Annotated in this window: 24 protein-coding genes; 13 read left to right on the top strand and 11 right to left on the bottom strand. The window is 62.8% G+C overall.

Features of this window, described 5'->3' with window-relative positions:
- Nucleotides 1–86: 86 nt before the first annotated feature.
- Nucleotides 87–893, bottom strand: a complete 807-nt coding sequence (locus N5D48_RS03730; RefSeq protein WP_279881172.1) for an aminoglycoside phosphotransferase family protein — start codon at nt 891–893, stop codon at nt 87–89.
- 589 nt (nt 894–1,482) lie between these two features.
- Here N5D48_RS03730 and N5D48_RS03725 point away from each other — a divergent pair.
- Nucleotides 1,483–2,385, top strand: a complete 903-nt coding sequence (locus N5D48_RS03725) for a LysR substrate-binding domain-containing protein (RefSeq protein WP_279881169.1) — start codon at nt 1,483–1,485, stop codon at nt 2,383–2,385.
- A gap of 65 nt (nt 2,386–2,450) precedes the next feature.
- Here N5D48_RS03725 and N5D48_RS03720 read toward each other — a convergent pair whose 3' ends face one another.
- Nucleotides 2,451–2,771: a hypothetical protein gene (locus tag N5D48_RS03720; RefSeq protein WP_279881167.1), complete on the bottom strand. Its 321-nt coding sequence runs from the start codon at nt 2,769–2,771 to the stop codon at nt 2,451–2,453.
- Nucleotides 2,772–3,399: 628 nt separating this feature from the next.
- Here N5D48_RS03720 and N5D48_RS03715 point away from each other — a divergent pair.
- The 4 genes from N5D48_RS03715 (at nt 3,400) to N5D48_RS03700 (ending at nt 8,158) form a co-directional block, all read left to right on the top strand.
- Complete coding sequence (locus N5D48_RS03715; protein WP_279881165.1) at nt 3,400–3,612, top strand: hypothetical protein; 213 nt, start codon at nt 3,400–3,402, stop codon at nt 3,610–3,612.
- Between the two features lie 320 nt (nt 3,613–3,932).
- Nucleotides 3,933–4,952 carry a tRNA dihydrouridine(20/20a) synthase DusA gene (dusA, locus tag N5D48_RS03710; protein WP_279881163.1) on the top strand — a complete coding sequence of 340 codons (1,020 nt, stop codon included), beginning with the start codon at nt 3,933–3,935 and terminating at the stop codon, nt 4,950–4,952.
- 200 nt (nt 4,953–5,152) lie between these two features.
- Nucleotides 5,153–6,073, top strand: a complete 921-nt coding sequence (tal, locus tag N5D48_RS03705) for a transaldolase (RefSeq protein ID WP_279881161.1) — start codon at nt 5,153–5,155, stop codon at nt 6,071–6,073.
- Between the two features lie 225 nt (nt 6,074–6,298).
- Nucleotides 6,299–8,158 carry an alkaline phosphatase D family protein gene (locus tag N5D48_RS03700; RefSeq protein ID WP_279881159.1) on the top strand — a complete coding sequence of 620 codons (1,860 nt, stop codon included), beginning with the start codon at nt 6,299–6,301 and terminating at the stop codon, nt 8,156–8,158.
- A gap of 119 nt (nt 8,159–8,277) precedes the next feature.
- Here the strand turns inward: N5D48_RS03700 and rssC are convergent, their stop codons facing one another.
- Nucleotides 8,278–8,760 carry an anti-sigma factor antagonist RssC gene (gene rssC / locus N5D48_RS03695; protein ID WP_279881157.1) on the bottom strand — a complete coding sequence of 161 codons (483 nt, stop codon included), beginning with the start codon at nt 8,758–8,760 and terminating at the stop codon, nt 8,278–8,280.
- Nucleotides 8,757–9,941, bottom strand: a complete 1,185-nt coding sequence (gene rssB / locus N5D48_RS03690; protein ID WP_279881154.1) for a two-component system response regulator RssB — start codon at nt 9,939–9,941, stop codon at nt 8,757–8,759. Before rssB ends, rssC begins: the two co-directional genes overlap by 4 nt.
- Nucleotides 9,942–10,212: 271 nt before the next feature.
- Here rssB and N5D48_RS03685 point away from each other — a divergent pair, with 271 nt between their 5' ends.
- Nucleotides 10,213–10,512, top strand: a complete 300-nt coding sequence (locus N5D48_RS03685; protein ID WP_279881152.1) for a PilZ domain-containing protein — start codon at nt 10,213–10,215, stop codon at nt 10,510–10,512.
- Nucleotides 10,513–10,563: 51 nt separating this feature from the next.
- Here N5D48_RS03685 and N5D48_RS03680 read toward each other — a convergent pair whose 3' ends face one another.
- Entirely contained in the window at nt 10,564–11,271 is a 708-nt protein-coding gene (locus N5D48_RS03680) for a VacJ family lipoprotein (RefSeq protein WP_279881149.1), read from the bottom strand.
- 190 nt (nt 11,272–11,461) lie between these two features.
- Between N5D48_RS03680 and N5D48_RS03675 the strand changes: the two genes are divergently transcribed.
- On the top strand, nt 11,462–12,025 hold the full coding sequence (locus tag N5D48_RS03675) for a phosphonoacetaldehyde phosphonohydrolase-related protein (RefSeq protein ID WP_279881147.1): 564 nt from the start codon (nt 11,462–11,464) through the stop codon (nt 12,023–12,025).
- Between the two features lie 123 nt (nt 12,026–12,148).
- Nucleotides 12,149–12,412 carry a DUF4404 family protein gene (locus N5D48_RS03670; RefSeq protein ID WP_063545619.1) on the top strand — a complete coding sequence of 88 codons (264 nt, stop codon included), beginning with the start codon at nt 12,149–12,151 and terminating at the stop codon, nt 12,410–12,412.
- A gap of 193 nt (nt 12,413–12,605) precedes the next feature.
- Here N5D48_RS03670 and queF read toward each other — a convergent pair whose 3' ends face one another.
- Both queF and N5D48_RS03660 read right to left on the bottom strand, forming a co-directional pair.
- Nucleotides 12,606–13,436 carry an NADPH-dependent 7-cyano-7-deazaguanine reductase QueF gene (gene queF / locus N5D48_RS03665; protein WP_279881143.1) on the bottom strand — a complete coding sequence of 277 codons (831 nt, stop codon included), beginning with the start codon at nt 13,434–13,436 and terminating at the stop codon, nt 12,606–12,608.
- A 68-nt stretch (nt 13,437–13,504) separates the two neighbouring features.
- Nucleotides 13,505–14,020, bottom strand: coding sequence for a cupredoxin family protein (locus N5D48_RS03660; protein WP_279881141.1), 516 nt, complete (start codon nt 14,018–14,020; stop codon nt 13,505–13,507).
- Between the two features lie 157 nt (nt 14,021–14,177).
- Between N5D48_RS03660 and N5D48_RS03655 the strand changes: the two genes are divergently transcribed.
- From N5D48_RS03655 to N5D48_RS03645, 3 genes are all read left to right on the top strand, one after another.
- Nucleotides 14,178–14,858 (top strand): heavy metal response regulator transcription factor, encoded by a 681-nt coding sequence (locus N5D48_RS03655; RefSeq protein WP_186733457.1) that lies wholly within the window; start codon nt 14,178–14,180, stop codon nt 14,856–14,858.
- The gene (locus N5D48_RS03650; RefSeq protein ID WP_279881213.1) at nt 14,855–16,201 is read left to right on the top strand and encodes a heavy metal sensor histidine kinase; all 1,347 of its coding nucleotides are present in this window, start codon (nt 14,855–14,857) and stop codon (nt 16,199–16,201) included. The genes N5D48_RS03655 and N5D48_RS03650 overlap by 4 nt, the downstream gene beginning before the upstream one ends.
- A gap of 184 nt (nt 16,202–16,385) precedes the next feature.
- Nucleotides 16,386–16,841 (top strand): transposase, encoded by a 456-nt coding sequence (locus N5D48_RS03645; RefSeq protein ID WP_279881136.1) that lies wholly within the window; start codon nt 16,386–16,388, stop codon nt 16,839–16,841.
- A gap of 83 nt (nt 16,842–16,924) precedes the next feature.
- On the opposite strand, the gene N5D48_RS03640 is transcribed toward N5D48_RS03645, so the two are convergent.
- The 3 genes from N5D48_RS03640 to N5D48_RS03630 form a co-directional block, all read right to left on the bottom strand.
- The gene (locus tag N5D48_RS03640; RefSeq protein ID WP_279881134.1) at nt 16,925–18,169 is read right to left on the bottom strand and encodes a lipoprotein-releasing ABC transporter permease subunit; all 1,245 of its coding nucleotides are present in this window, start codon (nt 18,167–18,169) and stop codon (nt 16,925–16,927) included.
- 62 nt (nt 18,170–18,231) lie between these two features.
- The gene (gene lolD / locus N5D48_RS03635) at nt 18,232–18,915 is read right to left on the bottom strand and encodes a lipoprotein-releasing ABC transporter ATP-binding protein LolD (RefSeq protein ID WP_279881131.1); all 684 of its coding nucleotides are present in this window, start codon (nt 18,913–18,915) and stop codon (nt 18,232–18,234) included.
- 7 nt (nt 18,916–18,922) lie between these two features.
- Nucleotides 18,923–20,173, bottom strand: coding sequence for a lipoprotein-releasing ABC transporter permease subunit (locus N5D48_RS03630; RefSeq protein ID WP_279881129.1), 1,251 nt, complete (start codon nt 20,171–20,173; stop codon nt 18,923–18,925).
- A 93-nt stretch (nt 20,174–20,266) separates the two neighbouring features.
- Between N5D48_RS03630 and N5D48_RS03625 the strand changes: the two genes are divergently transcribed.
- Together N5D48_RS03625 and N5D48_RS03620 are read left to right on the top strand one after the other, a co-directional pair.
- Nucleotides 20,267–20,851 carry a PilZ domain-containing protein gene (locus N5D48_RS03625; protein WP_279881126.1) on the top strand — a complete coding sequence of 195 codons (585 nt, stop codon included), beginning with the start codon at nt 20,267–20,269 and terminating at the stop codon, nt 20,849–20,851.
- A gap of 31 nt (nt 20,852–20,882) precedes the next feature.
- Nucleotides 20,883–21,599, top strand: a complete 717-nt coding sequence (locus N5D48_RS03620; RefSeq protein ID WP_279881125.1) for a glycerophosphodiester phosphodiesterase family protein — start codon at nt 20,883–20,885, stop codon at nt 21,597–21,599.
- Between the two features lie 48 nt (nt 21,600–21,647).
- Here N5D48_RS03620 and sthA read toward each other — a convergent pair whose 3' ends face one another.
- On the bottom strand, nt 21,648–23,042 hold the full coding sequence (sthA, locus tag N5D48_RS03615) for a Si-specific NAD(P)(+) transhydrogenase (protein ID WP_279881123.1): 1,395 nt from the start codon (nt 23,040–23,042) through the stop codon (nt 21,648–21,650).
- Nucleotides 23,043–23,223: the final 181 nt, after the last annotated feature.

Here is a 23,223-nt window from a genome sequence, read left to right as displayed (position 1 = left end):
CAAGGCAGCCTAAACGGTCGATTGGCCGGTGCCAGGCCCTCTGCTGTGGGGCACCGGCTTCGTCGGCAATGGCCGGTAGCGCGTGCTCAAGCCTGCTCGCCGCTATCGAGCGCCGAGGCTGCAAGCTTCGCCACCTCTAGCCGACCACTCGGCTCGGCACCGTCTTCGAGCATCCAGGTGGCCGACAGGCCTGCCCAGGCCAGCGCCCACTGCAACAGCCGTCGCCGATCGATGCCGGCAACACTTGAGATCAGCGCTACCCGACCGGCGAAGCATCCCGGGGCAAGCGCGCTTGCATCATCCGGGTTGCAAAGCATATTGGCGTAATCGAAGCCTCGCTCACCGTATAGCCCCTTGGGATCGATGGCGAGCCAGCCGGACTCGCCGAAATCGAGCACATTGCCGTGATGGATGTCACCGTGCAGTACCCCGACATCGCACGGCGCTGCCAACAGCGTCCTGGCCGCCCTCGCGCTGAGCTCGAGCACCCCGCCATGGGTCGCTGCCGCGCCCCACAGCGCTTCGAACCATTGCTCCAGCGGAACCAACGCAGGCAGAGGTTTGGGGCGCGGAGCATGAAGGCGGGCGGCTACCGCGCAGAGAACGCGGGTGGCCGCCTCATCCTGGCCATCGCTGACCATCTGCTCCAGCGATGCCGAGCCTTGAGCCCGAGGCATCAACAACGCCTCGCCATCATGGGCCAGCACAGCGACCGCGCCATCGCCGCCCCACCAGGCCAAGAGCTGGCTGCCCGCCTGCTCCTCCGGGGCTTGCGATACTTTCAGCATGGCCGGCGTATCGCCTCGACGCACAGGTAGAAGATGAGCACTCAACGAAACGAAAGCATCCCCGTCGGGCGTCAGCCCCCATCGTTTCAGGTATTGATCGAACATCAACCTACCCATATTCACGTCCTGACGCCCCTACCCTGCAAAAACGGAGATTGTCGGCAAGCGACGATCCGCCTGCAATCACATCATCGGACATAGAGAACATCAACTTCCCGAGGAAAACCGGGGCTTGCCAAGAGCGACTGGTCTGGCGCTACGGACTGCTGCCCTATCCGCGAGACGAAGGATAAAAACCATGCAGACGTTTCATCATGTCAACCTCGAATGTTGAGCACTACACCCGTATACGCCTATCACCCGAGGAACAATCGCCAACTTGTTGGCGTCAATTTAACAATCTTCAGCGATTACGACTCGCCAAGAGTGAAAGTCAAACTCCACGACTTAAAGGCCGCGAGCGACGAGTGCAACTAGTCATGAATTCCTGCCAAAAGAAACCAAAATGACCTGTCGTTTGTCATAAACGCAACAGACCCATACAAGGGACGCTCTGTTCCATAAATGGAAATATGTTTGGGCAAAATTTTCCTAGATTGTTTTCCCCCGTCATTTACTATCCTGACAGGGACTGTAAGGTCTAGCGGCTTTTGGGACTCCGCATCCCGTGGATGGAACGATCAGAGTTCGAAATATGATAGATCTTAACGAGTTGTACGTTTATCTAAGGGTGGTGGAACAGGGCGGATTTGCAGCCGCAGGACGTATTCTGGGCATGCCCAAATCCACCGTCAGCCGTAAGATCAGCAATCTCGAGGATCGACTGGGATTTCGATTGATTCAGCGCTCAACTCGTCACTTCCAAGTAACAGAAATCGGACAGAACTATTACCGGCATTGCCAAGCCATGATGGCAGAGGTCGAAGCTGCGGAAAACATCATTCAGCTCAACCATGGAGAGCCGAGCGGCACCATTCGCATGGGCTGCAGCACGTTTCTCCTTGGTTTCGGGCTGGCACCGATGCTGGCAAGTTTCATGCAGAAACACCCCAAGGTGGATCTCTACGTCAAATCGTTCAATCGCAAGGTGGACGTGATCAGTGAGGGATACGACCTTTTCCTGGACTTGAACTTTCTTCCTCTGGACACGCGCAATCTTGTCGTCAAGCAACTTGCAGTTTGCTCGCAAGTACTGGTGGGGAGCCCCCAGTTACTGTCCAGATATGGAGCGCTTGATCAGGCAATACAGGCAGGGGAACTTCCAGGCTTGGAGTGGGAACGTCCGTTGACCGCCAGTGCGTGGCAATTGAGCGACGAACGTGGCAACAAGGTAGAGATCGAGTACAAGCCAAGGTTGGTAAGCGATGATCTTTCAACGCTGAAACAAGCGTTGCTCGATGGGGTCGGCATCGCCTGTCTGCCTGAGTATCTGATCACCGACGAACTGGCACGGGGGAGCCTGGTGGTTGTACTTCCGCAATGGCAGCCGACAGAGGCGGTGATTACCGTGATGTTTCCTTCTCGGCGAGGGCTGCTACCTTCCGTCCGGGCTTTTGTCGACTTCATCAGTGAGGAGTTCCGATCGCCCTGGTACTGAGAAATCGCGGCCACGCCAGCCACTCGCCTTTCGAGCGGGCAAGTGCCTGGCATGGCCGTGAGCGGTCAGGAGCGCTGGAGCTCGCTGGCGAGCGTATCCAGGCGTTTGCACAGCTCGGAGCTCTGGGCAATCGAGAAAACACCGATCCTGGCGAGGTAGTTTATTTCGGACTTTATGGACTGTCGTGCCGACAGGGCTTGATTCCAATTACTACTCGCCAGAATGAGCAGGTTTTCCAGCAGTTTTTTCTGTGGCTCATCGTGCTGATCAGTGTCACTGCTCTTGAACTGCGAAAGCAGCAGCTCCGCGTAGCTGGCGACGATGGAGGAGCGCTCGCGAAGCTCCAGCAAGGCGAGTTGGTGTCGTTTCAATGGATCGTTCGACATTAGATAGGCTTAATTGTCGTCAGGTGAAAAAAATCGGCAATTCGTTAAGCTCGCCTATCCGTTTCAGGCGCAAAACATAATTACAGAGTGGCAACAGTAGATGCTAACTTCCCTCTACCAAAGGAATCAGCGACCTTGCACGTTCGACACCCCATGACGTCACATCCTCAAGAGAGTGTTCTTGACGGTGCTCATGGTATTCTTCGACGGCTCGGCCCCCGTTTTTTGAATAGATGCCTATGAAAAGTTGATTGACGCCTCCTCTTGACCTGCTTGCTTTTACATCAATTACCCACCCACTGCAGATAAGTTCTTCATGACTATCGTGAATCAACTGCGCGTCGGCCCAACGCCAGTATTGGGAGCCTCGGTCTCTCATCGCTGTGCATTGGCTCCGTCATGAGTGCGCGACAATGGTGGCGTAACATTATGAAAATAATGAAATTTATCTGACGAACGGTGATTTTTCCGGGGCTGCCGGCCTCTGGAGGGCAGCAAATAGAAAGGACTTGTCTCATGAACGGCTTATTGTTCCACTCCTTGGACTCTCCATCCCGGCAATGCAACTATGCAGCGGCCGATCCTCATCTAGACTGGGCTTTTTAGTGAACGTTAAGTCGAGGGAAACATGGCGAGTCAAGAGGAAGTAAAAAAGGCCGATGAGTTGATGAAGATGGCAGTCAAGGCGGTTCGCCTATATCACGAGGCGAAAGGAGTAAAATCGGTCGATGAACTGCGAAAGCTTAAGGCTGAAGTTGAACATCTGTTAATGTCTGCAGAGCACTTCAAGCGACTGCACTGCACCATCTGCGCCAATGACGATTACACGGATGCACGTTGATTACTCATCCCTGCGACTTCAAGTGCTCATATCAAAGTAACCACGCGCTCCTGACAAGGAGCGCGCCTGCTCGATAGCACCAGGCTCCGCCAACCCGGTCTCCCGTCGCCTCGCCCAGGTCTGAGGGCCTGTTGACGGGCGAAGGCCTGGCGCTCTTGGTAGACTACCCACCCTTGTCGCGATCGATACGGATCTGGACGGTGCTGCTGGTTGCGCCATCGGCCTTGTTGCGTGCTCTGATCGTTGCCGTGAGCGTTGGTACATTGCGCCAGCTACCGGGTAGAACGCCCCAACCCCCCCGAAAATCGGTACGAAACACGTTGAACGAAAACACCGAAAAATCAGTCGCTAAGCCACAAACCACGCGCCCTGAGCCCTCCCGCCGCTTCTCCGTTGCGCCGATGATGGATTGGACCGACAGGCACTGCCGCTTCTTCCTGCGCCTGCTCTCCAAGCACGCCCTGCTCTACACCGAAATGGTCACCACCGGCGCCTTGCTGCACAACGACGCCCAGCGCTTCCTGCGCCACGACGAATCCGAGCACCCGTTGGCCCTGCAACTGGGCGGCAGCGTGCCGGCGGACCTGGCCGCCTGCGCGCGCCTGGCCGAGGACGCTGGCTACGACGAGGTCAACCTCAACGTCGGCTGCCCCAGCGACCGGGTGCAAAACAACATGATCGGCGCCTGCCTGATGGGCCACCCGGCACTGGTGGCCGATTGCGTCAAGGCCATGCAGGACGCCGTGAGCATTCCGGTGACGGTCAAGCACCGCATCGGCATCAATGGCCGCGACAGCTACGCCGAGCTGTGCGACTTCGTCGGCCAGGTTCGCGACGCCGGCTGTCGCAGCTTCACCGTGCATGCGCGCATCGCCATCCTCGAAGGCCTGTCCCCCAAGGAGAACCGCGAGATCCCGCCGCTGCGCTATGACGTGGCCGCGCAACTCAAGGCCGACTTCCCCGACCTGGAACTGGTGCTCAACGGCGGCATCAAGACCCTCGACGAATGCCGCGCCCACCTGCAGACCTTCGACGGCGTGATGCTGGGGCGCGAGGCGTACCACAATCCGTACCTGCTGGCCGAGGTCGACCAGCAGCTGTTCGCCAGCGCGGCGCCGGTGGTCAGCCGGGCCGAGGCGCTGGAGCAGTTGCGACCTTATATCGTCGCGCATATGCAAAGCGGCGGCGCGATGCATCACGTCACCCGGCATATCCTCGGTCTGGGCCAGGGGTTCCCGGGGGCGCGGCGATTCCGCCAGCTGCTGTCGGCGGACATTCACAAGACCAGCGAACCGCTGAAGGTACTGGACCAGGCCGCCGAGCTGTTGCAGGGGCGTTGAGGGAACCAGCGACGGGGTTGGGACTCGAAGGGTTAGCTTTTTACCGCAGCCCTGGCGTTGGCCGGGGCTGCTTTGCAGCCCATCGCCGGGCAAGCCCGCTCCTACACTGGGAGCGGGTATCCCGAGACGCCTGCGACGGGCCTTGAGTGGCCGTCGGGGCTCGGGTAATGTCGAGCCATCGCACAGGACAGAGCACGCCCATGACCTCCAAGCTGGAACAACTCAAGCAGTTCACCACAGTGGTCGCCGACACCGGCGACCTGGACGCGATCACCCGCCTCAAGCCGGTCGACGCCACCACCAACCCTTCGCTGCTGCTCAAGGCCGCCGCCATCCCGGGTTACGCTGACCTGCTCAAGCAGGTCAAGGCCGATGCCAAGGGCAATGTCGACCTGGCCTGCGACAAGTTCGCCGTGGCGGTGGGCTCGGGCATTCTCAAAGTCATTCCGGGGCGTATCTCCACCGAGGTGGACGCGCGACTGTCGTTCGACGAGCCGGCGCTGCTGAACAAGGCCCGTCAGCTGATCGCGCTGTATGAAGCCGCCGGCGTGCCGAAGGACCGCGTGCTGATCAAGCTGGCTTCCACCTGGGAGGGCATCCGCGCCGCCGAGAAGCTGGAGAAGGAAGGCGTCCAGACCAACCTCACCCTGCTGTTCTCCTTCGCCCAGGCCCAGGCCTGCGCCGATGCCGGGGTGTTCCTGATCTCGCCGTTCGTGGGCCGCATCTACGACTGGTACAAGAAGAGCACCGGCAAGGAATACGTCGGCGCCGAGGATCCGGGCGTGCAGTCGGTCACCCGCATCTACGACTACTACAAGACCAACGGCTACGACACCGTGGTCATGGGCGCGAGCTTCCGCAACATCGGCCAGATCGAACAGCTGGCCGGCTGTGACCGCCTGACCATCAGCCCCGAGCTGCTGCAGCAGCTGTCGGACGACCAGGGCGAGCTGCCGCGCCTGCTCAAGCCGGGCAATACCGGCGAGGCCAAGCAGCAGCTCAATGAGAGCCAGTTCCGCTGGGCGATGAACGAAGACGCCATGGCCACCGAGAAGCTGGCCGAAGGTATCCGCCAGTTCGCCCGGGATCAGGAAAAGCTGGAAGCGCTGATGGCTGGCTGACAAAGCCAGATACATCTTCGGCTTGATCGACGGGCGGTTAATGCAGAGCATTTGCCGCCCGTTTTTGTATCGGGCCCGCTGCCATACAGAGCAGCATGCAGCACGCGCACTCTGTGGAAGCGGGTCTACCCGCGAGGTGCCCACCACCGCGATGCCTTCTTCGCGGATAAACCCGCTCCCACAGGGCCTGAGCCAGACCACCCTCTCATGTTTCGCTCAAGATAGATGACACCTACCCCGTCGCTCCCTCTAGTCCTCGCCGGCCCGGTACTGCGCCGCCTGGAACCCCAGCGCCTGGCCATCTGGCTGGTCGGCTCGCAGCCGCTGCAACCCGAGTTCCTCCTCGACCAGGCCGGTATCAGCGCCACCCCGCGCTGCGAGGTGATCCCGGTCGGCAAGCACGCCTTCATCCATTTGCTGGAGGTCCACTTCGACCGTCCGCTGCCGTGCAATACCACGCTGGGGTATGACCTGCGCCTGGCCAACGGCCAGGGGATCGCCGACTGGGCCCCGCACCTGCTCTACCCCGGCGCCAGCCGCCCGAGCTTCGTGCTGCGCGAGCGTCTGGACCAAGTACTCCACGGGTCCTGCCGCAAACCCCATTACCCCTCGGCGGACGGCCTGCTCTGCGCCGACCGCCTGCTCGCCGCCAGCCCGCCCCCCGAAGGGCGTCCGGCGGTGCTGATGATGACGGGCGATCAGGTCTATGCCGATGATGTCGCCGGCCCGATGCTGCGCGCCATCCATGAGCTGATCGAGCGCCTGGGGCTGTTCGACGAGGCGCTCGATGGCGCGCTGGTCGACAGCGGTGCCGAGCTCTATCGCCACCCGGCCTGCTACTACCATCGCGCCGACCTGCTGCCGGCACAGGAAGGCAACGAAACCCTGCGCGAGCGCTTCTTCGGCGGCAAGCGCAAGCCGATCTTCTCGTCCAGCAACGCCGACAACCACCTGGTGACCTTTGCCGAGGTCATGGCGATGTACCTGCTGGTCTGGTCGCCAGCGCCCTGGACGCTGGTGGCGCTGACCATGCCAACGGGGCTGAGCGACGAGCGCCAGGCTCGCTACCAGCAGGAACTGCCGCTGATCAAGGCGTTTCGCGACGACCTTGGCCAGGTGGCGCGGGTCATGGCCCATCTGCCCTGCCTGATGATCTTCGACGACCACGACATCACCGATGACTGGAACCTGTCGGCACAGTGGGAACAGACCGCCTACGGTCATCCGTTTTCCCGGCGCATCATCGGCAATGCCCTGCTCGGCTACCTGTTGTGCCAGGGCTGGGGCAACGACCCGGATGGCTGCGCGACACTGATCAGGCAGTGCCTGCGGATGGACGAAGGGCGGGACGCGCTGATCGATGAACTGCTGCGCTTCCAGGGCTGGCAGTACACCCTGCCCAGCGACCCGCCGCTGCTGGTGCTGGATACCCGCACCCGCCGCTGGCGCAGTGAAAGCAGCCTGGCCAAGCCTTCCGGCCTGCTCGACTGGGAGGCCCTGAGCGAGCTGCAGCAGGCGCTGCTCGATCATCCGTCGGCGATCATCGTGTCGCCGGCACCGATCTTCGGGGTCAAGCTGATCGAGGCCGTGCAACGGGTGTTCAGCGCCCTCGGCCACCCGTTGCTGGTGGACGCGGAAAACTGGATGGCCCACCGCGGTGCGGCGCAGGTGATCCTCAACATCTTCCGCCACTCGCGCACGCCGGGGCACTACGTGGTGTTGTCAGGCGATGTGCATTACTCGTTCGTCTACGAAGTGCTGATCCGCCATCGCCAGCGCAGCCCGCACTTATGGCAGGTGACCAGCAGCGGGATCAAGAACGAATTCCCCCGGCGCTTGCTCGATGTGCTCGATCGGCTCAATCGCTGGCTGTACTCGCCGCGCTCGCCACTCAACTGGTTCACCAAGCGCCGGGAAATGGAAGTGGTACCGCGCACGCCGAGCCGCAGCAAGGCTGGGGAGCGCTTGTGGAATGGCGCGGGCCTGGGGCAGGTGTTCTTCGATGAACAGGGGCGACCGGCACGAGTGTTTCAGCTAAGTGCCGACGGAAGTGAGGCGACCGAGTTCGTGTCGAAAGATGATTAAGCGGGTGTGATGTGTGGGGCTGGCTGGCCTCTTCGCGGGTGAACCCGCTCCCACAGGAGTCGCGCGTGCCTTAATGTGGGAGCGGGTTTACCCGCGAAGAGGCCGGGGCAGGCGATGAATCAGGTGCGCTCCAGCGCGCTCACCAGGTCATGGAACGCCTCACGATTGGAGTCGTTCAGCCCCATGAGGATCTTGTGCGCCTCCAGCACCTTGGAGCGCACCACGCTCTCGTCCTGGTCCTGGGACGGCAGGTCGGTCAGGCATTCCGGGCACGGCACCGGACGATCGACGATGTTGAACACCTGGTCGAAACCCATCGATTGCAACAGGCGGGAAATATCCGGGTTGGTGGTGACCACGGTCGGCAACAGGCCGACTTTCTGCCGCGACAGGATCGACAGCTTGGCCAAAAGGCCCAGCGTGGTGCTGTCGATGCTTTCGGTTTCGGTCAGGTCGATGACGATGGCCGAGAAGTTCAGCGCGGTGAAAATCTTCTCGATCGTCGCATCCAGCGCCGAACACAGGGTCAGGCGCACTTCACCGACGAATTTCAGAACGAAGGTTCCGCTCTGCTCGGCGAACTGGATTCTACCGGTACTCATTCAAGGTTCCTGCTCAACACCAATAGGGCGATATCATCCGGCATCTCCCCAAGCGTAGCCAATTCGAATCGTTGGCGCAGCCCCTCCAGGCTGCCCCCCGCTTCCTTGACGATTTCCGGCAAGGTCGCTTCCTTATCTTTGAGTGTGTCACCCGGCAAAAGGTCCAGAATGCCATCGGACATCAGGGTGAGGCTGAACTGCGGCGGCAGTTCCAGCACCTCGTCCTGATAGCTGGCCTCGTCGAACAGCCCCACCGGCAGGCCTCGGCCTTCCAGGTAACGGGCCTGGCCCGGGGTGTACAGCACAGGCAGCGGCAAGTGGCCACCGACGCTGTAGGTCAGCAGCCCGGTTTCCTCGTCGATGACGCCACCGACCATAGTCACATGCTTGCCGAGCTTGCAGTTGATCAGCCCGCGATTGATATGGCTGAGCACCTGCGAAGGCTTGAACTCGCGCATCTTGCCGCCGCGCTTGAATTCGAACAGCAAGCGCGTGGTCATGAACTTGAGCAGCACCGTGACGAACGCCGACGAGGCACCGTGGCCGGAGACATCCGCCAGGTAAAAGGCGATGCGCCGCTCGTCCACGCGGAAGTAGTCGGCGAAATCGCCCGACAGGTACAGCGATGGGATGATCTGGTGCTCGAAGGCAAACTCGCCGACCACCCAGGGGTTTTCCGGCAGCATGTTCATCTGCACCTGGCGTCCTGCTGTCTGGTCCTCCTGCAGCAGGTGCAGGCTGGCCTCCAGCTCGCGGTTGGCCGCTTCGAGCTTGTCGCGATAGCGCTGGTTTTCCAGCATCAGCCGCGATCGATCCAGCGCGCGACGCACCGAGTGCTCGAGCACGGCGAGGTCTTCCAGGGGCTTGATCAGGTAATCCGCCGCACCCAGGCGCAGCGCCTCGACCGCATCGCTCATCACACCGGCACCGGACACCACGATCACCGGCAGTTGCGGGGCGCGCTCGCTGACACGGCGGATCAGCTCGAGGCCGCCCATCTGCGGCATGCGCAGATCGCAGATCACGAGGTCGGGCTGGTGTTCTTCGAAGACCTGGAGGCCCTGCTGGCCATTGCTGGCCTGGAGGACACTGAAGCCGCTGTCTTCCAGATAGGCGGCGAGGCTGGCACGAACCACGTCGTCGTCATCGATGATCAGCAGCGTTGCACTGGTTTTCTGCATGTGGGCGAACGGCGCCAGATTCTGGGGTTGGCGTAGCGACCGTGAACGACGGACAGCTACTGGAAGAATGCACTCTAGCCACTCTCTATTTGAGTTGTAGGACAAGAAAACTGGTCCGGCAAATAGCAGAGGTGCCCTGTAAGGCGCAGACGGTACTCCCATCCGCCTGGCGTTTCAAGCATGGGAAGGTAGACTTCCCTGCACTTTACAGGGCAAATCACCCGGCGTTATAAGAAAGCCGACCAGCGCAACCTGATGAAAGGATGCAAGCATGTCCCAGCCCCCCGTGGATTACAGCGAAAAACGCGATTTCATTCGCATGCGCATCGATACCGAGGTCACGCTGCTGCACGCAGGCCAGGTGATCAGCGCGGTGTGCCTGGACCTCTCCAGCAGCGGCATGCAGGTCCAGGCGCCGCAGCGGTTCCAGGTTGGCGACCGACTCGAAGTGCGCATCGACTCCGACCACCCGGCCCTCAAGGGCCTGCACGCCAGCACCGAGGTGGTGTGGATCGCCGATCAGCCAGGCGGCGCGCAGAAGTTCGGTTTGCGCATCCTGGCCATGCATTGATCTGTTACGAAAAAGGCGACCCGAAGGTCGCCTTGTTCACAGCCATGCCAATCAGAAGTCGTCTTCGACCTGCCCGTCCTTGACCTTGAACTCGCGGTTCTGCAGGTAGGCGTTGCGCAGGAAGATGTACTTGTCGCCCTGAATCAGTTTTTCCGCCGACAGCAGGCTGGCGCGCGTGTCGATCACGTCCAGGGCGAAGATCGAGTTGCGCGTCGGCACATGATCGATGTAGCGGTAGGGTTCGGTGTAGGTGTCCGGGTACTTGGCCAGGCCATCGCGCACGGTGCTTGGGCCAAGGAACGGGATGACCACGTACGGCCCGCTGGGCACGCCCCAGTAGCCGAGGGTCTGGCCGAAGTCTTCGTCGTTGCGCTGCAGGCCCATCTTGGTGCCGACGTCGAAGAAGCCGCCCAGGCCGAAGGTGGTGTTGACGATCAGCCGCGCTGTGTCGACACCTGCCGCACGGGGCTTGAGCTGCAGCACGTTGTTGGCCAGGTTGGTGACGTCGCCCAGGTTGCGGAAGACGTTGTGGATGCCATCCTCGAGGAACTGCGGGGTGACGAACTGGTAACCCTGGGCCAGCGGCTTGAGGGCATAGGTGTCGAGGACATCGTTGAACTTGAAGATCGGCCGGTTCACCGACTCCCAGGGATCCTCCTCGGTGGCCGCCTGGGTGGCCGCCACGGGCGCCAGCAGCAAGCTGGCGCAGACACAGGCCTGGGTGACTCGCTCGATCACTCCGGCACCGATCCTACGCATAGATGTTTCTCCATCGGATTTCACGGCGGCAACGGCCTTTGGCGCGTTGCTCTATTAGGGCGCAAGTATACTGGCTTGCTGACTGGCGAACAGTCTTACACATCTTGATCAAGATTATGTGAACAACTGTCACTGTCATCTGCAGGTAACAATCGCTGGATAGCCTGCGGACTATTTCAGGGAAGTCGCCATGCAAGATGCACCCGCCTTCACCGCCGTGCTCTTCGGTTTGCGCGGCTGCCTGATCCAGGCCGCGAACGGCAGCCCCCTGCCCACCCCTGGCGCCCTGGATTCCCTCGATCGCCTGCGCAGTCAGCATGTGCCATGCATATGGCTCGATGAGATCAGCGCCGCCCAGGGCAAGCACTTGACCCGCGCGCTGCCGCAATGGCTACCGGGCCACCTGTCCCACGGCTGCAAGTGGCCGGCACCGAATGCCTGCTGGCAGGCGCTCATGGCCCTCGAGAGCGAACGCCTGGACGGTTGCGTGCTGGTGAGCGGTGAGCCACTGCTGCTGCAGTCGGGCCTCAATGCCGGCCTGTGGACCGTGGGGCTGGCAGCCTGCAGCCCCTCCTGCGACCTCACTTCCAGCCAATGGCAAGCCATGACTCGGCAAGAGCAGGACCTGGCGCGCGGCAAGGCGACAATGGAGCTGTTCGGCCTGGGCGTGCACTCGGTGATCGATCACCTGGAGTCCCTCGACACGTGCCTGGCGGACATCGCCCAGCGCCGTCACAAGGGAGAGAAACCCTGACACATCCCGGTTGATGCGGGTCATGCAAAGCGACGGCAAGTGGATTACCCTTGAGGACAGGCAAGAACCTTTCCCGCTTCGCCGAGGTCCATGCCTTGCCAAGTCATTGATGGAGAACGAACAATGCCTGCCCGCGAACTGCAAGAGCGTCTCAATAGCCTGCGCGAGCAACTGGATCGCAATGTGCCGCTTTCAGAAGAGGAACTGGCCAGCCTGCATGAAGAGGCCAGGCAGATCGAGGCCCAGCTCAAGCTCGAGGAAGCCACGCCAGACAACAACCTGGTCGATGGCGTGAACCTCGCCATCGAACGCTTCGAAGCCGATCACCCCGACCTCACCGCCACCCTGCGCAGCATCGCCAATTCACTGCACAGCATGGGCATCTGACCAGGCTGCGTCCCACAGGACGCCTCACCGCCTCAGGCACTGCGCAATACCTGTGGGAGTGGGCTTGCCCGCGAAAATGACACCTCGGTGTATGGCACGGGCTACGCCCGTGTTCGCGGGACAAGCCCGCTCCTACAGGAACCACGCAGGATTGAGGAATCAGAGCAAGGCAGTTGCTCCCACATGCCACACGTTACTGGCGTACCAACCGCAGGTTCTGCGGATTGATCGCCCCAGTACTGCGGTAGGGGTTGATGTCCAGCCCGCCACGGCGCACATACCGCGCATACACCGTCAGGTGCTCAGGCTCGAGCAGGTTCTTCAGGTCCAGGTAGATCCGCTCCACGCACTGCTCGTGGAAGTCGGCATGCTGGCGGAAGCTGATCAGGTAGGTCAGCAGGCTGGCATGATCCAGCGCCCGCCCCTTGTATTCCACCACCACGCTCCCCCAGTCCGGCTGACCGGTGACCGGGCAGTTGGACTTGAGCAGGTGACTGTGCACGGTATCTTCCACCACGCGCTCCGACGAGCAACGCAGCAGTTCCGGTTGCGGCTGCTCGTAGTTGCTGATGCTCACATCCAGCGCATCGATGCACTGGCCCGGCAACGCCGTCACGCCCTGCCCCTCGACCTCGGCCAGGGTGCTGACCTTGACCGCCACCGGCTTGCCAGCCGCGGCGGACAGGTCCTTGACCAGACAAGCCTGCAGCGCGTCCAGCGACTCGAACACCGTCTGGTTCAACGAGTTGAGGTACAGCTTGAAGGACTTGGACTCGATGATGTTCGGCGAATCGCAGGGGATGGCGAACTCGCCGATGGCCACCACCGGCTTGCCCGAGGGCAGCAGCCAGGACAGCTCGAAGCAGTTCCAGAAATCCACGCCCTGCCACGGCAGCGCGTCGCCGCTCACGCCCAGCTCGGCCCATTTGGCCAGGCGGGGAATCGGGAACAGCAGCGAGGGGGTGTAGGTGGCGATGTATTCGCTGGACTTGCCCAGCGGGGAATGTTCGGCGGCGGGATGCATGGAAACTGACCTGAAGGTTCGAAATTGCCCCTAGTCTACCGGTTTTGCACCCCGCCTTGGAGCCGATGTCACTCGATGGTCAGTGGCCCGACCATGCCTGCCTGGTAGTGCCCCGGCACGTTGCAGGCGAATTCGATGGGCGCGGACTTGCGGAAGGTCCAGGTCAGCTCGGCGCGCTGGCCGGGCTGCACCAGCACGGTGTTGCCGCCCGCATGGCCGTGGCCAGCACCCATTTGGCCGTGATCCATCTGGCCATGGTCCATGCCTTCGTGGTTCATGCCGGCAGTGAACATCTTGCCCTGCATCGCGATCATTTCCTTCTGGTGCTCGGCGTGCATGGCCTTGTCGCCCAGGTTGAACTCGTGGGGCAGCTTGCCTTGGTTGACCAGCACGAAGCGCACGGTCTCGCCGGCCTTGACCTTGATGTTCTTGGGTTCGAAGGCGATGTCCTTGAGCACCACCTCGACGGTGCGGGTGGCCTTGGCAGCCTCGGCCGGCTCGCCGAAGGCGAAGGGTTTGCCGCTGTCGGCGAAGCTCGGCAGGCTGACCAGTGCGAGGGCGGCGGCGATAAACAGGTGTTTCATGGGTGACTCCGGGTCGTTCTGGGAGAATGAGGCCATTCTCGAAAAGGCTGGCTGGCAGCTGGCTGACGGGAAGATTACAACTTTGTCAGCTTGGGCAGGCCGCCAGATCGTCACGTATCATTTCGGCATCACGTTGGCCCTAACCGTTGGTAAACACATGAAACTGCTGATCGTCGAAGACCAGGCCAAGACTGGCCAGTACCTGAGCCAGGGGCTGAGCGAAGCCGGTTTCGCCACGGAGCTTGCCAACGATGGCGACACCGGCCAGCACCTGGCCCTGACCGGTGACCACGACCTGCTGATCCTCGATGTGATGCTGCCGGGGCGCAACGGCTGGCAGATCCTCCAGGCCGTGCGTCAAGCCGGACTGGACACGCCGGTGCTGTTCCTCACCGCCCGCGATGCCGTCGAGGACCGCGTCCACGGCCTGGAACTGGGCGCCGACGACTACCTGGTCAAGCCATTCGCCTTCTCCGAGCTGCTGGCCCGGGTACGCAGCCTGCTGCGCCGGGGCGCCAGCGCCAGCCAGGACACCTGCCTGAGCCTGGCCGACCTGCGCCTTGACCTGATCCGCCGCCGCGCCGAGCGGGCCGGCCAGCGCGTCGACCTGACCGCCAAGGAATTCGCCCTGCTCGAACTGCTGCTGCGCCGCCAAGGCGAGGTGCTGCCCAAGTCGCTGATCGCCTCGCAGGTGTGGGACATGAACTTCGACAGCGACACCAACGTCATCGAGGTGGCCATACGCCGCCTGCGCCTGAAGATCGACGACACCCACGCCACCAAGCTGATCCATACCGTGCGCGGCATGGGCTACGTGCTCGAGGAGCGCCAGGACTGATGCGCCGCCTGTCCCTCGGCAGCCGCCTCGCACTGCTGTTCGCCGCCTGCACCGCCAGTGTTTCACTGGGCGCCGGCCTGCTGTTCAGCCGCGCCAGCGAGCAGCATTTCGTCGAACTCGACCAGCAACTGCTCAGCGGCCGCCTGTCGCTGATGCGCAGCCTGCTTGACGGCGTGACCAGTCCCGAGCAACTGGCCACGCGCCTGCCGGGGCTGCTCAACGAGCTGAGCCACCAGTCCGACCTGGCCTTGCGCGTGCGCGCGGTCGACGGCACCACCTGGTTCGCCAGCCGCAGCGACCTGCCGGACGCCCCGGACCAACCCGGCCTGGCTACCCTGCATACCCAGGGCATCGACTACCGAGGGCTGAGCCTGCCGCTGGACGAAACCCGACCCGCCTCGCCGCAGCTGACCCTGTTCCTCGACATCACCCATCACCAGCACTTCCTGCAAGGCATGCAGCGCCTGATCTGGCTCACGGTCGGCCTCAGCGCGCTGGTCACCGCGCTGCTGGGTGCCTGGGCCGTGCGCCGTGGATTGAAGCCGCTGCGGCGGATGGGCAAAGTCGCCGCCAGCGTCAACGCGCGCTCGCTGACCACCCGCCTGCCGGTCGCCGAGATGCCCGAGGAACTGGCCGAGCTGGCCGGCACGGTCAACGCCATGCTGCAGCGTCTGGACGATGCTTTCCAGCGCCTGTCGGCGTTCTCCGCCGACATCGCCCACGAGTTGCGCACGCCGCTGTCCAACCTGCTGACCCACACCCAGGTCACCCTCACCCGCCCGCGCAGCCTCGAGGAGTACCGCGAGGCCCTGCATGGCAACCTTGAAGAGTTGCAATGGATGGCCCAGCTGGTCAACGACATGCTTTACCTGGCCAAGGCCGACCACGGCCTGCTGATGCCCAACAGCCAGGCGCTGGACCTGGCGACCGAGGTCGATGCGCTGCTGGAGTACTACGCGCCACTGGCCGAAGAAGCTGAAGTCAGTCTGTCACGCGAGGGCCAGGCGCATGTCGAAGGCGACCGGCACATGCTGCGCCGGGCCTTGTCGAACCTGCTGGACAACGCCCTGCGCTTCACCCCGGCGGGCGGCGAGATCCGTGTGAGCCTTGCGCCGGGGTTGCGCATCGAGGTGGCCAACAGTGGCCCGGCGATCGCCCCGCAACTGCTGGAGCGGCTGTTCGACCGTTTCTATCGGGCAGACCCGGCGCGCCAGGAAGGCAGCAGTGAACATGCAGGGCTCGGGCTGGCCATCACCCGCTCGATCGTGCAGGCGCACGGCGGGAAGATTCGGGCGGAGTGCGAAGGTGGGTGGACGCGGTTCGTGATCGAGTTGCCTGCGTAGCCCTCATCGCGGGTCAAGCCCGCTCCCACGCCAGATATCATACTTGCAGGCATCGAAGACCGGCGTGGGAGCGGGCTTGCCCCGCGATGCTTGTGCACGACCCATGAAACATTCGGTACCTCTTCCCTTCGCTGTCGATTGCACACGCCATCTACCTTGAGTTCTTTACCTCAAGGAGATCGACATGGATCGTCCCGCTTCCCACCGCCTGCGCCGCGGCAGGTGCTCCGAGCCTGACCGGGTCTACTTGCTGACCAGCACGACCAGAGACCGCTTTCCATTTTTCGAAGATTTCCAGGCTGCTCGTTGCTTGCCTTTCCATTTCAACCAAGCTGAACAGGAGGGATCCTTATGTAGCCTGGCATGGGTGGTCATGCCCGATCACTTTCACTGGCTGATCAAGTTGGGGGACGACACCCTCGCTACGATCATGCGGCGACTCAAGTCGCGTAGCCGCTGTTCGCTGTTCAAGCTTGGGAAACTGAAAGGGCAGCTGTGGCAGCCGGGGTACCACGACAGGGCGCTGAGGCGAGAGGAAGATCTCCGCGAATTTGCCAGGTATGTGGTGGCAAATCCCTTGAGGGCAGGCTTGGTCAGGCGGCTTGGGGATTATCCTCATTGGGATGCTGTCTGGGTCTAGCCTTCATCGCGGGGCAAGCCCGCTCCCACGCCAAGTTCCGATATGAAGGCGGGCGTGGGAGCGGTCTTGCCCCGCGATGGCGCTTACTCGTAGCGCAACGCCATCGCCGGTTCGATCTGCGAGGCGCGGTACGCAGGATAAATGGTCGCCAGGAAGCTCATCACCAGCCCGGCCACGCAAATGATCGCCACATCGCCCCACTGCAGCTCCGACGGCAGGCTGCTGATGAAGTAGATGTCGGAGGTGAAGATGTGCTGGCCGCTGACCCGCTCGACCCAGCCGACCACCGCGCTGACGTTCAACGCCAGGATCACCCCGAGCACGCCGCCGATCAGCGTGCCGACGATACCGATCAGGCTGCCCTGAACCATGAAGGTACCCATGATCTGCGCCGGCGTCGCGCCGATGGTGCGCAGGATGGCGATATCCGCGCCCTTGTCGTTCACCACCATCACCAGGGTGGCGATGATGTTGAACGCGGCCACGGCGATGATCATCATCAGCAGCAGGCCGATCATGGTCTTTTCCATTTTCATGGCGCTGAACAGACTGCCCTGGGTGTGCGACCAATCATCGGCGCGGTAGCCGTCGCCCAGCCCTGCGGCGATGGCCTTGGATACCTGCGGCGCGGCGTACAGGTCGTGCAGCTTCAGGCGCACGCCCTGCACCTGGCCCGGCGCCCAGCGCTGCATCTCGCCGGCGTCGGCGACATGGATATAAGCTTGCGATCCATCCAGCTCGGCGCCGACCTTGAAGATACCGACCACGGTCAGACGCTGCATGCGCGGGGTGATACCGCCCGGCTCCTTGCTGATTTCCGGGACGATCAGGGTCAGCTTGTCGCCGGTGTTCAGGCGAAAACGCCGGGCGGTCAATTCACCGATGACCACGCCGTACTCGCCCGGCACCAGGTCCTGCAGGCTGCCCTGGACGATATGCTGGGTGACGATGGAGACCTTGCCCTCCTCGGCCGGATCGATGCCGGCGACCTGGATCGGCTGCATCGCCCCCTTGTACGAGAGCATGCCTTCCATCTCGGTGATCGGCGCCGCGGCCATCACCGCAGGGTTGCCTTCGGCGGCGCTGGCGACCTTGCGCCAGTCGTCCAGCGGCTGCGCGCCGAGAATCGCGGCATGGGGCACCAGGCCCAGCACGCGCGAACTCATTTCGCGCTGGAAACCGTTCATCACCGACAGCACCGTGATCATCGCCAGCACACCGAGCGACAGGCCGATCATCGAAGTCATCGAGATGAACGAGATGAAGTGGTTGCGGCGCTTGGCACGGGTGTAGCGGGCACCGATGAACAACGACAAGGGTCTGAACATGAACGAGGACACCCAAGTGAAAAATGAATCGGGGCCGCCTCAGGCCGCCCCATGCAGGCGACTCAGATCGCCACCAGCTGCCCGTCTTCCAGGCGCAGCACACGGTCCATCTGCCGCGCCAGGTTGAGGTCGTGGGTTACCACCAGGAAGGCGGTCTGCGAGTGGTTCGACAGCTCCTGCATCAATTCCTGGATACCCTGGGCGGTATGGTGGTCGAGGTTGCCGGTAGGCTCGTCGAGCATCACCAGGCCCGGACGGTTGACCAGGGCGCGGGCGATCGCCACGCGCTGGCGCTCGCCGCCGGACAGCTCGGCCGGTTTGTGATTCAACCGATGGCCCAGGCCGACGCGCTTGAGCAGCGCCTCGGCGCGCTCGCGGGCCTCGGCGATCGGCGTCTTGCCGATCAGCAGCGGCATGCAGGCGTTCTCGAGGGCGGTGAACTCCGCCAGCAGGTGGTGGAACTGGTAGACGAAGCCAAGGGCACGGTTGCGCAGCAGGCCACGGGCCCGCTCGCCCAGCGCCGACAGTTCCTCGCCGGCCAGCCAGACGCTGCCACTGGTAGGCGTGTCGAGGCCGCCAAGCAGGTTGAGCAAGGTACTCTTGCCCGAGCCCGAGCTACCGACGATGGCCACCCGCTCACCCGGGTGCAGCTCCAGGTTCAACCCCGACAAGACCTGAACCGACTCCGGGCCTTCCTCGTAGCTCTTGCCCAGGTTGCGGCAACTCAACACGGCTTTATCACTCATGCGCGACTCACTCATAACGTAGCGCCTCCGCCGGCTGGGTGCGCGAGGCGCGCCAGGCCGGGTACAGGGTGGCGAAGAAACTCAGGACCAGCGCCGCACCGCAGACCATGTACACGTCCTGGGCCTGGATCTGCGACGGCAGGTAATCGATGAAGTACACGTCGGCATTGAGGAACTTGTGCCCGATCAGGGTCTCGATGCCGGCGATGGCCGCGCTCACATTGAGCGCGCCGAGAATGCCCAGCACCGCGCCGATCAGCGTGCCGACCACGCCGATCACCGTGCCCTGGACCATGAAGATGGCCATGATCTGCCCGGGCGTGGCGCCCAGGGTACGCAGGATGGCGATGTCGCCGCGCTTGTCGTTGACCACCATCACCAGGGTGGAAATGATGTTGAACGCCGCCACCGCCACGATCAGCAGCAGCAGCAGGCCAATCATGGATTTTTCCATGCGGATGGCCTGGTACAGGTTGCCGTGGGTGCGGGTCCAGTCACGTGGGTAGTACTCCTGTTCGCCCAGCTGCTGGGCAAGGGTCCATGCGACGCGCGGAGCCTGGAACAGGTCGTCGAACTTCAGGCGCACGCCCTGAACCTGGTCGGCCTTCCAGCGGTGCAGGCGCGACAGGTCGGAAATGTTGGTCAGGCCCAGGTAGCCGTCGATTTCGCCGGCGCCGACGTGGAAGGTGCCGACCACGGTGAAGCGTTTCATGCGCGGGAACATGCCCGCCGGGGTGACGCTCACCTCGGGCGCGACGAAGGTCAGCTTGTCGCCGATGCCCACGCCCAGCTTCTGCGCGGCCTTGTCGCCGATCATGATGCCCCACTCGCCCGGCGCGAGCTTGTCGAGGCTGCCTTCGAGCACGAACCGGTCGATGATCGACACCTCGCGCTCACGGGCCGGATCGACCCCGTTGAGCAGCACTTTCTGCACCTTGCCTTCGTGGGTCAGCAAGCCTTGCATCTGGGTGAACGGCGCAACCGCCAGCACCTGCGGATTCTGCTTTACTTTGGAAGCGAGGGCCTGCCAGTCATCGATCGGCTGGCCGGATTCCAGCGTGGCGTGAGGGATCATGCCCAGCACGCGGGTACGCATCTCGTGGTCGAACCCGTTCATCACCGACAGCACCACGATCATCACCACCACGCCCAGGGCGAGGCCGATCATCGAAGTGAGCGAAATGAACGAGACGAAGTGATTGCGACGCTTGGCACGGGTGTAACGCGTACCGATGAATACGAATAGAGGTCTGAACATGTCGGGGCTTGTTCGGATGAAAGGGAACGTCCTTGTGGCGAGGCGCCTACGGCGGCTTTACACTCGGACCACCGCCGTAACCTTGGGTTCGCCATGACGACATTAGACGAAGAAGATCGCCGCGAATACTACCGCATCGAAGATCGGATCGCACTGCAAATCAGCCCCCTCAGCGCGGGCGAAGCCCTTGAAACAGAACTGTTGCAGGATGATTCCGAGCTATTCAACCTGCTCAGCGAGCTGCACTTGTCCGACTTCGAGTCACAGCACCTGTTGCGTCAACTGAGCGAGAAGGACCGCACCCTGGCAGCCTTCCTGCGCGCCCAGAACAAGCGCCTCGACCTGCTCAGCGCCGTGGTCGCGCAGAGCCTCATCGGCGAGATCGGCCACCCCCTGCCGGTGATCATTTCCGAAGGTGGCATCGAGTTCGCCCAGGCGCACAAGATCGCCCCCGGCACCCGCGTGAAAGTGAAGATGGTGCTGATGCCTCGCGCGCACGGCCTGCTGTTGCGGGGCAGGGTCACCCATTGCGACCCGCGCCCGGATGGCGATTACGAAGTGGGCACCGAGTTCATCGACATGACCGACGCCCAGCGCCAGCTGCTGGCCCGCTATATCCTGCAGCGCCAGCAACAGCAACGACGCCAGGCGCTGGAACAGAACGACTCCGCGTCCTGAAGCCCTTTCCCCCTGATTTGAAGGAACGAACGTGACCTTGATCTATGGCCACCGCGGCGCCAAGGGCGAAGCGCCCGAGAATACCCTGCACAGCTTCCGCCAGTGCCTGTCCCATGGCGTGACCCGCTGCGAACTCGACCTGCACCTGTCGGCCGACAACGAGCTGATGGTGATCCACGACCCCACCCTCAAGCGCACCACCGGCCGGCGCGGCAAAGTGGTCGAGCACACCGCCGCCGACCTGGTCACCTACGACGCGCGCAAGGGCGGCCCAGGCCATGTGCAGCCCTGCCCCATCCCACGGCTCGAGGAACTGTTCGAGAAATGCCCGTTCGAGCATTGGCAACTGGAGGTCAAGAGTGCCTCGCGCACCCGCGCCGCCACGACCGTGCTGGCGATTCGCGAACTCGCCCAGCAGCACGGCCTGCTGGACAAGGTGACGATCACCTCGAGCTCACGGGAAGTGCTGGGCGCCGCCCAGGAGCTGGTGCCCGACGTGAAGCGCGGACTGGTTGCCGAGTACGCCTGGCTCGACCCGCTGAAGGTCGCGCAGAACTACGGCTGCGAGATGCTGGCGCTGAACTGGACGCTGTGCACTCCCGAACGCCTGATCAAGGCACAGCGCCAGGGCTTGCACGTGTCGGTGTGGACGGTCAACGAACCGGCGCTGATGCGCCGGCTCGCCGACTTTGGCGTGGACAGCCTGATTACAGACTTTCCCGGTTTGGCCAAGACCACCCTCGGGTAGGGCTGAAATCGGTCTCCCCGACCGGCTCAGGCCACCGGCCGGAGCCGCTCAAAAAAGCCGGTTCAGACCGTCGTAGGCAGCGACCCGATAGGCTTCGGCCATGGTCGGGTAGTTGAAGGTGGTGTTGACGAAGTACTTGAGGTTGTTCAACTCGCCCGGCTGGTTCATCACTGCCTGACCGATGTGGACAATCTCCGAGGCCTGGTAGCCGAAGCAGTGCACACCGAGGACTTCCAGGGTCTCGCGGTGGAACAGGATCTTCAGCATGCCTTGCGGCTCGCCGGCGATCTGCGCGCGCGCCATGCTCTTGAAGAAGGCCTTGCCGACCTCGTACGGCACCTTGGCCTGGGTCAGCTCCTGCTCGTTCTTGCCGATCGAGCTGATCTCCGGAATGGTGTAGATGCCGGTCGGCACGTCGTTGACGAAGCGCCAGCTGCCGTTGTCGACGATGCTGCCGGCAGCCGAGCGCCCCTGGTCGTGGGCGGCACTGGCCAGGCTCGGCCAACCGATCACGTCACCGGCGCCGTAGATGTTCGGCACGCTTGTGCGGTAGTTCTCGTCGACCTCGATCTGGCCACGGCTATTGACCTTGATGCCGATGTTCTCCAGGCCCAGCTTGTCGGTGTTGCCGGTACGACCGTTGCACCACAGCAAGGCGTCGGCCTTGATCTTCTTGCCCGACTTCAGGTGCAGGATCACCCCGTTGTCCAGGCCCTCGACCCGCTCGTACTCCTCGTTGTGGCGCACGGTGATGTTGTTGTTGCTGAAGTGGTAGCTCAGCGCCTGCGAGATTTCCGAGTCGAGGAAGCTCAGCAGCTGGCCGCGGTTGTCCACCAACTCCACCAGCACACCCAGGCCACTGAAGATCGAGGCGTACTCGCAACCGATCACCCCGGCGCCGTAGACGATCAGTTTGCGCGGGGTGTGGCTGAGGCTGAGGATGGTGTCGCTGTCGTAGACACGCGGGTGGTGGAAGTCGATATCGGCCGGGCGATACGGGCGCGAGCCGGTGGCGATGATGATGTGCTTGGCGTTGAGCTTCTCGACCACACCGTTGGGGCACACCACTTCGATGGTCTGCTCGTCGGCGAAGCTGCCGGTACCGAAGAACACGTCGACGCGGTTGCGCGCGTAGTAACCGGTGCGCGAGGCGACCTGCTTGCTGATGACCTTCTCGGCGCTCTTGAGCACGTCGGGGAAGGAGAACCAGCGCGGCTCGCCGATGGCGCGGAACATCGGATTGGTGTTGAACTGCATGATCTGCCGCACGGAGTGACGCAGCGCCTTGGACGGGATGGTGCCCAGGTGGGTGCAGTTGCCGCCGACCTGGCGACGGCTGTCGACCATGGCCACCTTGCGCCCTGCTTTGGCGGCGTTCATTGCCGCGCCTTCTCCGGCCGGGCCGGAACCCAGCACCACTACGTCGTAGTTGTAGACAGCCATGCGTACTCCTTCAGAACTGGCCCGCCGGCCGGATGGCCGCGGGGCGCGATCATGTCGCCGGGGCGCCATGAGAAAATTCGGGTGCAGTCTAATCAAGCGTGAACGCCGCGCACATTAACCCTTGGTCGCGTCGTAGGCCACTGTTGCCTGCACTACATGTGGTTCCACCGACTCCATGGCG

The organism is Pseudomonas sp. GD03858 (genome assembly GCF_029840925.1).
Taxonomy (GTDB): domain Bacteria; phylum Pseudomonadota; class Gammaproteobacteria; order Pseudomonadales; family Pseudomonadaceae; genus Aquipseudomonas.
Note: the sequence above shows the minus strand (reverse complement) of the source record. Positions and strands in the feature narration are given on the sequence as shown.

What these genes read in the sequence shown, in the direction of transcription:
- N5D48_RS03625 (WP_279881126.1), top strand. Translation starts at nt 20,267, where the DNA reads ATGACGACATTAGACGAAGAAGATCGCCGCGAATACTACCGCATCGAA.
- rssC (WP_279881157.1), bottom strand. Translation starts at nt 8,760, where the DNA reads ATGAGTACCGGTAGAATCCAGTTCGCCGAGCAGAGCGGAACCTTCGTT.
- sthA (WP_279881123.1), bottom strand. Translation starts at nt 23,042, where the DNA reads ATGGCTGTCTACAACTACGACGTAGTGGTGCTGGGTTCCGGCCCGGCC.
- N5D48_RS03720 (WP_279881167.1), bottom strand. Translation starts at nt 2,771, where the DNA reads ATGTCGAACGATCCATTGAAACGACACCAACTCGCCTTGCTGGAGCTT.
- N5D48_RS03675 (WP_279881147.1), top strand. Translation starts at nt 11,462, where the DNA reads ATGCAAGATGCACCCGCCTTCACCGCCGTGCTCTTCGGTTTGCGCGGC.
- N5D48_RS03680 (WP_279881149.1), bottom strand. Translation starts at nt 11,271, where the DNA reads ATGCGTAGGATCGGTGCCGGAGTGATCGAGCGAGTCACCCAGGCCTGT.
- N5D48_RS03660 (WP_279881141.1), bottom strand. Translation starts at nt 14,020, where the DNA reads ATGAAACACCTGTTTATCGCCGCCGCCCTCGCACTGGTCAGCCTGCCG.
- lolD (WP_279881131.1), bottom strand. Translation starts at nt 18,915, where the DNA reads ATGAGTGATAAAGCCGTGTTGAGTTGCCGCAACCTGGGCAAGAGCTAC.
- rssB (WP_279881154.1), bottom strand. Translation starts at nt 9,941, where the DNA reads ATGCAGAAAACCAGTGCAACGCTGCTGATCATCGATGACGACGACGTG.
- N5D48_RS03685 (WP_279881152.1), top strand. Translation starts at nt 10,213, where the DNA reads ATGTCCCAGCCCCCCGTGGATTACAGCGAAAAACGCGATTTCATTCGC.
- N5D48_RS03700 (WP_279881159.1), top strand. Translation starts at nt 6,299, where the DNA reads ATGACACCTACCCCGTCGCTCCCTCTAGTCCTCGCCGGCCCGGTACTG.
- N5D48_RS03715 (WP_279881165.1), top strand. Translation starts at nt 3,400, where the DNA reads ATGGCGAGTCAAGAGGAAGTAAAAAAGGCCGATGAGTTGATGAAGATG.
- tal (WP_279881161.1), top strand. Translation starts at nt 5,153, where the DNA reads ATGACCTCCAAGCTGGAACAACTCAAGCAGTTCACCACAGTGGTCGCC.
- N5D48_RS03655 (WP_186733457.1), top strand. Translation starts at nt 14,178, where the DNA reads ATGAAACTGCTGATCGTCGAAGACCAGGCCAAGACTGGCCAGTACCTG.
- N5D48_RS03670 (WP_063545619.1), top strand. Translation starts at nt 12,149, where the DNA reads ATGCCTGCCCGCGAACTGCAAGAGCGTCTCAATAGCCTGCGCGAGCAA.
- N5D48_RS03725 (WP_279881169.1), top strand. Translation starts at nt 1,483, where the DNA reads ATGATAGATCTTAACGAGTTGTACGTTTATCTAAGGGTGGTGGAACAG.
- N5D48_RS03640 (WP_279881134.1), bottom strand. Translation starts at nt 18,169, where the DNA reads ATGTTCAGACCCTTGTCGTTGTTCATCGGTGCCCGCTACACCCGTGCC.
- N5D48_RS03730 (WP_279881172.1), bottom strand. Translation starts at nt 893, where the DNA reads ATGTTCGATCAATACCTGAAACGATGGGGGCTGACGCCCGACGGGGAT.
- N5D48_RS03645 (WP_279881136.1), top strand. Translation starts at nt 16,386, where the DNA reads ATGGATCGTCCCGCTTCCCACCGCCTGCGCCGCGGCAGGTGCTCCGAG.
- N5D48_RS03630 (WP_279881129.1), bottom strand. Translation starts at nt 20,173, where the DNA reads ATGTTCAGACCTCTATTCGTATTCATCGGTACGCGTTACACCCGTGCC.
- queF (WP_279881143.1), bottom strand. Translation starts at nt 13,436, where the DNA reads ATGCATCCCGCCGCCGAACATTCCCCGCTGGGCAAGTCCAGCGAATAC.